Origin of the sequence: Aquibacillus koreensis (assembly GCF_025154055.1) — a bacterium.
GTDB classification, from domain to species: Bacteria; Bacillota; Bacilli; order Bacillales; family Amphibacillaceae; genus Aquibacillus_C; species Aquibacillus_C koreensis.
Genome location: NZ_JAOALK010000059.1, coordinates 23,901 through 37,002, shown reverse-complemented (window position 1 = coordinate 37,002; position 13,102 = coordinate 23,901). Strand labels below are relative to the sequence as shown.

The window sequence follows — 13,102 nt, the reverse complement described above, 5'->3', positions numbered from 1 at the left end:
GATCCACATTAGTTTTGATTTCTAATAAGACTAACTCCCCCTCTTTTATAATGAAGGGGAGTTAGTCTTATTTTATATGGTTATTTTATTGCTTTGCTTACTTTTAACTTCTTTCCTTTAATTGTTGTATTCTCCATGGCTTGCATAACTAACGAACCTTTTCCATTTAGAATATCAACATAAGACATTTGATCCTTGATGGTTATAATACCGATATCATCAGCTGTGACTCCAGGAATTTTTGCGATCGTTCCAACAAAATCAACAGCACGAATTTTCTTCTTTTTCCCACCACTGAAATGGAGCTTCATAATATCTTGATTAATCCGGGCAGTTTTATTATTTCTTACAATACGCTTACTATTAAGTTTCTCTTCGAAAGCAGCTTTTGAGCGAGTCACTTCTTTATGGTTAGGAGCCTCTAAAGTGGGTATCTCAAAGCCAATATATCTTTCAATTGCTTTCATGAACTTTTCTTCATAAGGTGTCGCAAACGTAATGGCCTTACCTTTATTTCCGGCACGACCGGTTCTTCCGGTTCGGTGTACATAGCTCTCTTTTTCCATTGGAACATCATAGTTGATCACAAGTGTTACATTATCAATATCAATACCTCTAGCTGCAACATCTGTGGCTACTAGATAGCGGAAGTTGCCCATCTTGAAACCTTCCATTATAGCAAAACGGTCTTCTTGTTCTAGTCCCCCATGAAGCCTCTCGCATGAATATCCAGCTTTATTTAATTCACTATACACAGTATCCACGTTTTCTTTGGTTCGGCAAAAAATGAGACAGCTGTCTGGGTTTTCTACTACTGTAACGTCTTGAAGAAGTGAAATCTTTTGTTCTTCTTTTGCTTCCACTAAAAAATGATCAATGGTATTGGATGTTACTCCAGTTGCTTTAATCTCAATAGGAGTAGGATCGTTCATATATTTATGGCAAAGACTTTCCACATCTTTAGGCAAGGTCGCTGAGAAAACCATGGTTACTCGGTCTGAAGGTAGCTCTTGAATGATTGCTTCCACTTCATCGATGAATCCTCTATTAAGCATTTCATCAGCTTCGTCGATGATAAGATACCTGATTTGGTCCAAAGCGAGGGTCTCTCGATCAATATGATCCATCACTCGCCCAGGCGTACCAACAACTACATGCGTTTTTTGCTTCAACTCATCCTTTTGTTTAGAAAAAGGTTCTTTTCCATAGACAGCCACTGCTTTAATCCGTTTAAACCTTCCGATATTCGTAATATCTTCGCGAACCTGAACCGCAAGCTCCCTAGTCGGGGTAAGAATTAAAACCTGTGGTTTCTTTTCCTCCCATTCAATCATGTCGGAAACTGGTATACCAAAGGCGGCAGTTTTGCCACTTCCTGTTTGAGCTTTTACGACAAGATCTTTCTTTTCCAATGCTAATGGAATGACTTCGCTTTGCACTTCTGTTGGCGTTTCGTATTTTAACACAGCCAACGCTCTCTTTATTTCTTCGCTAATAGGATAATCCGTAAAACTTCTTTTACTCATGTATTAACCTCGTTTTTTGTTTTTTTCGTCTTATGTATAGAATTTCTCTCCAAGAAATATATATGCATGATCTGAATAGGCTTTATTATACTTGAAAAGTGTCGGACATATGGGTTTTTATTATAAATAATTTTATGTAACAGAAATAAGCTGACTAGCTGTACTGCTTTTCTTCTAAGATAAAGGATTTTCTTCATAGTTCCTGTTCACATAATAGGAAAAAGAATCCTCACACTTTGCGAATGTGTGAGGTTTTCCCTTCACTGCTCTTTATGATGAAATGGACACTTTCCCTTTATCGGTTCGGCATCATCTCCAATGAAGAATTGCTTCCATTCATTGTGATCAGGGTCTCCAAAGTGAGAAATATCCGGGTGTTTAGGTAAGTTATCCCATTTTTCTACGCGTTCTCTCACCTTTTCACGAGACATAATGCCACCTTTTTCTGTTCCTTCAAGTCCTTCAAAAATTTTCCGTGGCTGAAAACCAAGGATAAGGCTGTTACCTAGATCGCGAGTTTTCCGTTGTTTGTATGCGGGTGCATTTCCAAATACAAAGATTGGTTCCCCGCCAAAATGAAAGTCCCATAAGTAATGATCTGGATCTTTAGGTTTGTCATCTGGCCATTTCTGTTTATCGTTTTTATGTAATTGTTGTAAGACAGCCCAAAACTTTTTACGGTAATGTTCAAGGTCATCCTGCTCTTCTTCAGGTTCTACAAAGACAAAAAGACCATGACGAACGTAGGGTGGTTCTTCAAAGAGCTTTAAAAATTCCTCAACAGCCATTGGTAGGTTAGACCAATCCTCTTGCGTGATATAGGCATAACGAAGTTCACCTTTTTTTTCGGCTTTCATACCAAAATAACAAGGGAATGTTTTGTTCGTTACGATTTGATGAAAGGTGTTGTATTCTTGTATGACCCATTCAGGAACAATGGCTGGGTTTGTCATATCATCCTTTTTTAACAGTATTTTTTTCGTATCCTGCATGTCATTTCTCCTTTCACAATTCTTTCTCTATAGTTACCCGAAAAGGACTACCCAAAAACAAATAGAAGCCCTTATTAATTCTAGTTATATTCACTAATTTATATTTTACTAGTTTTTTTTATTATACAGATAAGACGTTCTCATTATCTAATAGTGAATAAGAAATTAAATTTCGAGTTACTGTCACCGCGTGCAAGACTTGTTCTAATCTTAGATCAGTAGAAACTGGTCTGGCTCTGGAATTTCTTTCGATTGGATGTTTCTGCAAACTCTAACAGAGATTCTATTGTTTGATCGCGTGTGATTTTTTAAGGAATATGTATAAAAAATAAGAATTAATATATATATTGTAAGCGCATTCATATATAATGGAATCAGAATACAACAGAAGAAAATAAATCGTCAGGAGAAGATACTCATGTTACAAGATGGACATTTTGAAATTGCAAAAATACTAGTTTTAGTTCGTGGTTCTGTTAGTTGTATAGAATCTGGATTAAATGGATGCTGCTGCTCATTTCCGAATAGTTCCCGATGATGATTATCCCACAATTCTCCAACAGTTACCCCTTTTATTTCAAGTAGATTAGGAAAATTTTATTATTTTATGTCTGTAATGCTGGCTATTTTTTCAGGTTTCATTGTTACAGTTGTCAGCTTTACATCCAACTAGTCGCGCAAATAAACTCCGTCTATACCCTTAACAGAAACGTCATCAGTGATACGTAACCCTAACTAACAAGTCCGCTCATATCTAACGCATCGATAGCCTAAGACAATTGTTACACGTGTATTAGTAAAGTTAAATAGCAAATGGATTGGCAGGTCTGGAAAGCCGCTGAAAATTTATCAATGTCTTCAGAAGACGCTGACCTCTAACGTCGCTCATAAATGAAGACAGATTTAATTAGCTTCCATGGTCAGTTGGAGTTCGGTCTCCATCTGACTCTCTGAGCGAAGCGAATTGACTGTAGTTGGCAGTGAATAAGACTATTGATATGTCAAAAAAAGGCATATATTTTCCAGTTAATTTACGGATAAGTGTCGATTAAATCTGAGGTTTGTAACTGGAAATTATTCAACCTAATCCTCACAAAAAATATTATATAAGGGAGGTGGTTTAGAATACATAAATTACTATGATTAGGGTCATTGTGTATTTTTTTAGTAGCAACGCTAAGTTTTGATTAACCAAAGAACGAAAAAATGAGGAGGTTTTACCTATGTCAAAGACTGTTAAAAGAATGCTCGCAATGCTCGCATTTCTCTGTTGCTTGGCAATGTTGGTGCCGATGTCTGTCAGCTTTGCCGAATCTGAGCTCAGACCAAGCTTATTGACAGACGAGACAGCGACAGCCCTTTACGGGACTCCTGAACTTGGGTCGAACGACCGGCTATGGGAGAAAACAATGGAACATAGCATTAACCGAAGCAATGTACCCGATGACCCCAGACCCAAAGCTACGGGCACAACCAGGATTCTTTGGGACGAGGACTATCTGTACGCTCGTGTAGTCGTAGAGGACAGCGATGTATTTGTTGGGAATGGTCCGGATCACATGTACGACAGCGTGGAGTTTTATGTTGGTCCAGGCAGCAGCGGATCTAACCAGTGGCGTGTCAGCGCTATGGGTCTGTGGTCGGGACAGAATGCCCAGGGCAGAGCGGCGTGGACCGATCTTACGGAAACTGGGTATATCGTGGAGGTGAGAATACCCAAAAGAAACTTGACCTTAGAGGAAGGCCCGTTCACTTTTGAAGTTTATATCAACAACTCATCGTCAGAGGGCAATGACCGTTACGAGGTCGTCTCGAGTTTCGGAGATCCAGATGCGGGGTTTAGCAGCGACGCTTCATTTAGAGACAAGCTAACGCTTATTGGCGCCGACGAGGTGGACGAGAGATTCTCAATTACCGCCACAACAGGACCGGGTGGCACAATATTGCCGAACGCGCCCGGCAATGTCCAAAGAGTAGAAGAGGGAGAAGACATAACCTTTACGTTTACCCCCGACCAAGGCCAGGTTATAGATACCGTAACGGTAGACGATGTTGATGTGAGTGTAACGGAGGAGAATACTTATACCATTGAAAATGTTAGCGCTGACCATAAGATACACGCGACATTCAAAAATAATCCGGATGCGGAGTTGCTTGACTTTATCGTATGGAATGACAACTTCGCAAAAGGCGAGTACACAACGGCGGTCATTATTGACTTGGGCGAAGGCAATGCGGTGAAAGATTCCGAACTGAAACCGGAGATGTTTACCGTATCGGCAAGGAACACGACCTTGGATGGCGACGCGGTGACATTTGAAGGGCCTCGCAATATCACAAGGGTGTACACCAATGATGAACCAAATGTTCGTGGTTATCTGGGGGTAGCAAATTCGCTGGATTATCAGGACGGATTGGAAAGCGGTCGTTATATTGTAGTCGAGCTTGAGTTCTATACGGAGAGCGGCGGCGTTACAACGCTGGATGGAAACATGAACTCGACGCTACAGGTTTACGATGTCGTTCAAAACGAAGATATCACTCTGACGGAAGGAAGATCGCTTGAGAATGTGGTTTTTGAACAAAAAGAAGTTGTGAACCCTATTCTTGACAAGTTTACAACACACACGGACAATTCGGTCAATCGCTCGCTCTATCTTCATACGAATGAAAATGGTGAGACAGTACAAGGATTACCGCTGTATGTCTACATCCACGGGATGGGACGTGGCGGCACAAGCCCTGAGACAGACCAAAAAGCGGCCATGAAATCCGCCAATGGTGCGGTCGCGCTGATGAAAAAAATGGGTGAAAACCCTGACAAGTATGCCAGCCATGTACTGAATATTTCCTATAATGGCATTAGTACTCCTGATGCAGCCAATGTTAAAGCTGTAATAGATGATTTGGTTACCAGCGGAGCGGTAGACCCGAACCGTATTTATGTGGCGGGCTTCTCATGGGGCGGCATGTACACGAACAGCTTACTTAACGCATACCCTGGATTTTTCGCGGCCGGCGCTCCTATGTCTCCAGTACGTGGGTTTCCCGAGGTGGACAGCAACGAAGCGCACGCAGACTTAGCTTATTGGATGTTTGTAAATGCGTATGACGGCGAGTCATACCAGACTAACCTCCAAGGCTTCATAGACGAGAGTTTACCGAGTATGACCAACGCGAGGGCTTCGCTAATTGACAGCAACGAATCCTTTGTATGGCCCTATAATCAATTCGATCAGGCGAATCAGAGACCGAATCCGGAACAGAACCCTCCCTTGCAAGCTTATATAGCGCATGAAGTTGAAGCGGCGGTTCTTTATAATAATGTATATGAGACAAATTGGGATATGGCACCTACCGCGGGTACTTTAGATAGCGGATACGAAGATGTATTTGATTGGATGTTCGCGCAAAGTTTAGAAGGCGAGGATGTTGGAGAACCAGAACCAACAGATCCAGAACCAACAGACCCAGAGCCAACAGATCCAGAACCAACAGATCCAGAACCAACAGACCCAGAGCCAACAGATCCAGAACCAACAGATCCAGAACCAACAGATCCAGAGCCGACAGATCCAGAGCCAACAGATCCAGAGCCGACAGATCCAGAGCCAACAGATCCAGAACCAACAGATCCAGAACCAACAGATCCAGAGCCAACAGATCCTGACAGTTCAGATGAGCTTCCTGCCACTGCTACAAATTACTATAATATGCTAATAATAGGATTGGCTCTTTTAATAGTTGGAACCCTTTCGGCTATTATAATACGTAAAAAGAAGCAAGTATCTCCATAATACTGATAGACTGGTTAGCTTTACACAAAAAGAAATAGGGATGAATAGGTTCAGCTCTTGATAAGTATGTAATAGGATTAAGTCTCGTAAAAAGCAAACCAACAACATAATTAAATTAAAGATATGTAGTAAAAACCTTCCTTACTTATAATTTTAGTGGGGAAGGTTTTCTATTCTATCAAGATAGAACTATCTTGTAAGTTACGAGTTCCTAGTCACCATCCATAAAATGTATATATATATCGATTTATTAATATACCACTTTTCGACGAAATTCAACAATTCACGAGTGGTGCACAGGCACTGTTCGAAAACTCTAATTATTAGAATTCTCTAATTAGAAAGAAAACATTTTGAATTCTATTACCTTTCTTATAAAGCTTTTGATAGAATAATATTTAAGTGTAAGTAATTCCTATAAAAATACAAACGATGAACAGGCGGAATTTTTTATGTATGGAATACAAGAGCTATTAATAAATTTTCTTTTTTTAATTATTTTCTTACTTTTCACACCAATTATTTTAGAATTACACTTTAATAAATTTTCAAATAGAAAAAGATTATGGACATATAATATATCAACATCATTAGCAATTATTAGTTGTATATTATTTCCTATACCAGTTATAGACGGCTATATCTTTGATTTACGGTTAGTTGCACTAACTATTGGAGGATTATATGCTGGTATTCCATCTATCCTTCTATTAAGTGGGGTAACGGTGATCTTCCGCTTTTTCGTTGGCGGATTAGGAGCAACTGCCACTCCAATTGTCGTAGTGGTATTTATTGTCTTATTAATAACAATGTCTAATCGATTTATGAAATCGCCAAGAAACAAAAAAGTATTAATTGGTACTGCTCTTTCATTATCAGCTGCTATCATAGCTTTAGTGAACTCAACGATCATTTTTGGTCAAACTTTCAGTGTTTTCTTTTCATTTTTCTACATCATAATTACAATATGCGCTACTGCTTTATTAATATATCTTTATGAATTTTTTCATGAAAGTATATTAATAAAAAAACAGCTGTTAAAAGCAGAGAAGATGGAAATAGTCAGTCATCTCGCTTCTTCTGTTGTACATGAAGTTAAAAATCCATTAACTGTTGTAAAAGGATTTATACAATTAATGCTTCAGGATGATTTACCTCATAGTAAAAGAAAAGAATATTTAAAAATAGCGTTATTGGAAGTGAAGAGGGCAGATGAAATAATTAGTGATTATTTATTGTTTGCCAAGCCTAATTCTGAAAATGAAAAAATACTTAATACAAAAGAAGCGGTGCAACGTACTCTCCAACTTATTTATCCACTTGCTAGCATGAACAATGTAGAATTGGAAACAAAAGTGGAGGATTTTTATATCAGGGGAGAGGAACAACTTTTTCAACAATGCCTGTTAAATATTACAAAAAATTGCATTGAAGCTATGCCGAACGCAGGTAAGCTTAGAATAGAAACCCAAAGAATTAATAATGATCTTTTGTTAATGATTTCTGATAGTGGTGAGGGTATGACCAAAGAACAACTGTCACGCTTGGGAGAACCTTATTTCACTACAAAAGGAAGAAAAGGGACCGGTCTTGGGATGATGGTAGCCATAAATATAATTAAATCAATGAATGGTAAACTTAATGTTAAGAGTGAAATAAGCCAAGGAACTAGTTTTAATATCCGCATCCCTCTTGCTGTACTTGATTCACCTCCTAAAAACGAACAAGATAAACGATCTGTATTGTAAAAACTAGGTTATTCACTTATGCCTGACCTAGTAACAGGAGACATGAAAAACAGGTATGTTGTAATTGAACGGAATAGAACAGGGCAAAGGACATTTTCCATAGACAGTAAATGCATTGATTACCTGTGTTTAGGAAGTAAATCAAGAATGATTGGCAGGGTATAGCAACTGCTAAGAAGCTAATTGCTAGCTATAAAGTGATTTGGAAGACAACCCAAAATGCGGGCGAGAGGTACATAGATTTAGTCATCACAATTATAACTGGTTAAATAAAGATAAGTACAAAAACAAGATAGTATAGCCGTTTCAACAAAATACACAGCTCAATTAACATGTTAATTGAGCTGTGTATTTTTGTAGGCTATTAAGTTCAGCTTTAGTAAGATATAGCCCTGAGCTATTTTGTAAATCATTCTATGCGTCTATGACGAGAGAATTAGAGATCCTTTTAAGTAGAAGGTAATTGTGTCTTGGATTACGAATATAATATAAAAGAAGCTTCTATTAAATTAGTCTAATCATAAAAAATAGAGAAGTTATATAATGTGCTGATGAGGGTGGGTGATCAATTGTTAGAAGCAAAAGATTCAATAAGTAAAGAGGTTTCTCTATTAGAGGAAAAAGCTTTTCACCAAATCATCCAAGAAAAACATAGATTCATTATTTGGACAACCATTGGTTTTCTAATTATATATTTGCTGTTGCCTTTATTCATAACGTATTTTCAGTATGAATTATCACTTATATTAGGAAATTTCTATCTTGTCTTTGTTTGGGTGTATGCATTTTCTTTATTTTTAATCACGTGGTTGCTGGGTTGGATATATTGGAAAAGAGCAAATAAGACAGATGACAGTATTAAAAATCTGATAAATAGAAAAAAAGAAAGCTGAGGAGGCAAAATATGAACCTAACTTATTTTATCTTCTTTCTAGTGATCGTCGTTGGAACACTCATTATCACACATTGGGCTGCTGGACGAAGTAATACCACCCACCAATTCTATGTGGCTTCCGGAAGTTTAACGGGTTTTCAAAATGGAATGGCAATTGCTGGTGATTATATTAGTTCCGCATCTTTCTTAGGGATAGCTGGTTTGATCGCGTTTCACGGCTATGATGGGTTCATTTATGCTACAGGATTTTTAGTTTCTTATGTTATTTTACTATTTTTAATTGCTGAACCTGTCCGTAATCTAGGCACCTACACGTTAGGTGATGTAGTTGCACAACGTTTTCCAGGAGACGAAATGCGATTAGCGGTAGCGATTAGTGCCATTTTAATATCATTACTTTATATGATTCCTCAATTGGTCGCATCAGGACTATTAATTCACATATTGCTAGGTGTTGATTATACTGTTGCAGTATGGATTATTGGTATATTAATGACACTTTATGTTGTGTTTGGCGGAATGTTTGCGACATCTTGGGTTCAAATTATAAAAACAGTACTACTTATGTCTGGAACGATATTACTATTACTTATTCTTTTTTCTAGAGTGAATTGGGATATTGGTCTTTTACTCGGGCAAACAGTAGAGCAAAGTCCACTAGGGCAGCAGTTCTTCTTTCCCGGAAATTTATTTGATAGTCCTCTAGAAAGTATGTCACTTATGTTGGCACTTGTATTAGGTACAGCTGGATTACCGCATATATTGATCCGAATGTTTACAGTTAACAACGTCAGAGGAGCACGCTTATCCGTGTTGACAGCAAGCTGGATTATTGGGGTTTTCTATTTGATGACGCTAATTCTAGGAATTGGAGCTATTGGCTTTGTTGGATGGGACCGGTTAATTGCGATTGATCCTAGTGGAAATATGTCTTCTCTATTATTGGCAGAGGTTCTAGGCGGTGATTTTCTTGTTGCGTTTGTAACAGCTGTAGCCTTTGCGACAATCATTGCCGTAGTAACTGGATTAGTATTTGCTGCCACATCTACTTTTTCTCACGATATCTATTTTCATATTTTTAAAAAAGGTAAGGCAGGTGAAGGAAAACAGCTTCGTGTTGCTCGGATCGCAGCCATTGCTATGGGAGGATTGTCTATCTTACTTTCTCTAGGTATGAAAGATAGCAATGTTGCTTTTTTGGTTTCCTTTATGTTTGCTACAGCAGCCTCCACAATTATGCCGTTACTTATTCTTACCTTCTATTGGAAGCGCTTTAATAAAGTGGGCGCTATTACAGGGCTCGCGACAGGTTTTATAGCTGTATTATTATTATTCTTGTTAGGACCAGAAGGATATGATGTAATTTCTCTATATAACCCAGGCATCATCTCAATACCATTGGGATTTTTTAGTGCCATAATTGGTGCGATGTGTACAAAAAAGGATCAGAGTAAGCAATTTGAAGACCTACAAGTTCAAATCCATACGGGAATCGGAGGACGGTAGCATATGTTCGAGCTGACGATTACGTTATTTGAGCGAATTGGTTTACTACTTCTAATCACATTTATGCTAACAAGAATCCCTCGCTTTCGTTCCTTGCTAGACCGTGACATGAACGTGAAAACGGCTATCTATCATGCATTAGTTTTTGGGCTATTGAGTATAATGGGTACACATATCGGTGTAGTAGTGAACGATGAAGGACTGCGTCTCGCACCATGGATACTAGATGTGAAGCAGGATGAAATGATGGTAGGTTTTAGTCTTGTTGTAGTCATGATTGCAGGTTTACTTGGTGGCCCATTTGTTGGGTTTGGCTCTGGTATCATTGCTGCAATTTATGTGTTTTTCATTGGTGATATTGGTTGGTTGGCGAATAGTCTAATCAATCCTGTAGCTGGACTTCTTGCAGGTTGGACGGGTCAATTTTTTTCACAGGAGCGAGTAATAGCACCTAATAAAGCCTTATTTATTGGGATATTCCCTCCAGTACTGCACATGAGTCTGTTTCTTATCTTTCTACCTGATCAAAAGTTAGCTGTTGATATCGTTAATACGATTGGAATTCCTTTAGTTATTACGAATTCAGTTGCATTGGCGATCATTACGATGATGATTCGAATTGCTTTAAATGAAACAGAACGTGAAGCCGCTATAGAGACAAATCGTGCGTTGTCGATTACAGAAAAAACGCTACCATTACTAAGGCAAGATTCCTTTTCAGATAAAGCAGACGAGATAGCACAATTACTATACGATGAATTAAATGTCGATGCGATTTCCGTAACGGACAGACAAGATGTATTGGCCCATGTCGGACTAGGAAGAGATCATCACTGTCCTGGGGATCGATTAAAAATGCAACTGTCTCATAAAGCGATTGAAGGTGGAGAAATTCAAGTTGCATACAATAAAAACGATATTCAATGTCGTTTTGAAAGCTGTCCGTTAACAACAGCGATCATGGTCCCGATTTATCGATCGGGGGAAGTTATTGGGTTAATCAACTTATACTATCGCCATTCGCAACAAATCCGTACAGTTGAAACGACTTTGGCAAGGGGACTTGGTACACTTATTTCCAACCAGATAAGTGGATTAGAAGCGGAAAGGATGAAGGCACTTTTAAAAGATGCAGAAATGCGTAATCTTCAGGCACAAATTAACCCTCATTTTCTATTTAATACATTTAATCTGATTCATTCCCTATTACGAGTAGATGCTGCATATGCTAGACATATTCTCGTTCAATTAAGTCAATATATGCGTGCTAATTTAAAAATTGCAAATGCGTCTTTAATTCCATTACACAAAGAGGTGAGTCATTTAAATGCCTATTTGGAAATAGTTAAAGCGCGGTTCCCGGACGAGATCATAGTTGAAATAGATATAGAATCAGGCATCGAAGACGTGCTTATTCCTCCAGCAACTTTACAACCACTTGTAGAAAACAGTATTCAGCATGGCATTGACATCCAAAAGGAAATAGGAAAAATCACAGTGAAAATAAAAAAAGAAGCAAAAAGTGTTTTTGTTGAAGTAGAGGATAACGGTAAAGGTTTTTCTGAAGAACTTTTACAAAAAATTGGAAAGGAACCTTTAACAGAACAGGGCGGAAATGGGATTGCTTTGTACAATATTAACGAACGGATGAAAGGGTTATTAGGAGAGCAAGCAGGACTACAATTTATGAATCATGAATATGGTGGGGTTGTGTCTTTTACACTACCAATTGGTTCATGCGATGACGATGAAACTTTTTCTGAAAGTGAAACAGTATAATGGAGGTCGTTTGAAATGAAAATGCATGTCATGATTGCAGAGGACGAACGGATAGCAAGAGAAGAATTAACCTATCTACTCCAACAAGAAAACGACGTAATATTGTGCGAGAGTGCTAATAACGGTGAAGAGCTATTAAAACTCTATCAATCTATCCATCCAGATGTCATCTTTCTAGATATACATATGCCGGGGATCAATGGAATTGAAGTTGCACAACTGCTTCGAAAAGGTCTTCGTGAACCAAAACCACTGATTGTTTTTACGACTGCATACGACAATTACGGTGTACAGGCATTTGATATCCAAGCAACGGACTACTTATTAAAACCATATGATAAAGCGAGGTTTCAAGTTGCAATGGAACGTGTTCGAACAGAGTTAAGTGTGAAAGAATCTAGTGCGCCGCAGTTTGATAAGCTAGTCATATCTGTAGAAGAAAAGATGAGGATACTAGATCCAAAGCAAATTGGATATGCAGTACGCGAGGGCAAAATTCTAAAAATCTATAAGTTAGATAATGAAGTCATTGAAACAAAAATGAATCTAAAAGAATTAGAGGAAAAATTACGAGGCTACTCTTTTTACCGTCCACATCGTAGTTATTTAGTGAATTTGGATGCAGTAACGGAAATTACGCCGTGGTTTAATGGCGCATATAATCTTGTGATCAATGATAGCGAAAAGTCGCAAATCCCTGTAAGTAGAACAGCATGGAAGGGATTTATGGAAGCGCTTCATCAGACGTGAATATAAGTACAACTCGTTCTAGTTATTAAACATTTCAAACCAAAAATTATACATTTCAGAATAATATAAAAATTACACAGCGTTTGTTTAATATAATAGACAACAAGCT

General features: G+C 38.2%; 8 protein-coding genes. 6 read left to right on the top strand and 2 right to left on the bottom strand.

What is annotated here, in order from left to right; genetic code table 11:
- Window positions 1–80 precede the first annotated feature (80 nt).
- Entirely contained in the window at window positions 81–1,526 is a 1,446-nt protein-coding gene (locus tag NYQ66_RS19060) for a DEAD/DEAH box helicase (RefSeq protein ID WP_259871812.1), read from the bottom strand.
- Between the two features lie 260 nt (window positions 1,527–1,786).
- A complete protein-coding gene (locus NYQ66_RS19055) occupies window positions 1,787–2,518 on the bottom strand; it encodes a YqcI/YcgG family protein (protein WP_259871811.1) in 732 nt (243 codons plus the stop codon).
- Window positions 2,519–3,741: 1,223 nt separating this feature from the next.
- Between NYQ66_RS19055 and NYQ66_RS19050 the strand changes: the two genes are divergently transcribed.
- The 6 genes from NYQ66_RS19050 (at window position 3,742) to NYQ66_RS19025 (ending at window position 12,993) form a co-directional block, all read left to right on the top strand.
- Window positions 3,742–6,315 (top strand): sugar-binding protein, encoded by a 2,574-nt coding sequence (locus NYQ66_RS19050; RefSeq protein ID WP_311202037.1) that lies wholly within the window; start codon window positions 3,742–3,744, stop codon window positions 6,313–6,315.
- 452 nt (window positions 6,316–6,767) lie between these two features.
- Window positions 6,768–8,063 carry an ATP-binding protein gene (locus NYQ66_RS19045; RefSeq protein ID WP_259871809.1) on the top strand — a complete coding sequence of 432 codons (1,296 nt, stop codon included), beginning with the start codon at window positions 6,768–6,770 and terminating at the stop codon, window positions 8,061–8,063.
- A gap of 569 nt (window positions 8,064–8,632) precedes the next feature.
- Entirely contained in the window at window positions 8,633–8,956 is a 324-nt protein-coding gene (locus NYQ66_RS19040) for a DUF485 domain-containing protein (RefSeq protein WP_259871807.1), read from the top strand.
- An 11-nt stretch (window positions 8,957–8,967) separates the two neighbouring features.
- On the top strand, window positions 8,968–10,464 hold the full coding sequence (locus NYQ66_RS19035) for a solute symporter family protein (protein WP_259871806.1): 1,497 nt from the start codon (window positions 8,968–8,970) through the stop codon (window positions 10,462–10,464).
- 3 nt (window positions 10,465–10,467) lie between these two features.
- Complete coding sequence (locus tag NYQ66_RS19030; RefSeq protein ID WP_259871804.1) at window positions 10,468–12,243, top strand: LytS/YhcK type 5TM receptor domain-containing protein; 1,776 nt, start codon at window positions 10,468–10,470, stop codon at window positions 12,241–12,243.
- Window positions 12,244–12,258: 15 nt separating this feature from the next.
- Window positions 12,259–12,993: a LytR/AlgR family response regulator transcription factor gene (locus NYQ66_RS19025; protein ID WP_259871803.1), complete on the top strand. Its 735-nt coding sequence runs from the start codon at window positions 12,259–12,261 to the stop codon at window positions 12,991–12,993.
- Window positions 12,994–13,102 lie beyond the last annotated feature (109 nt).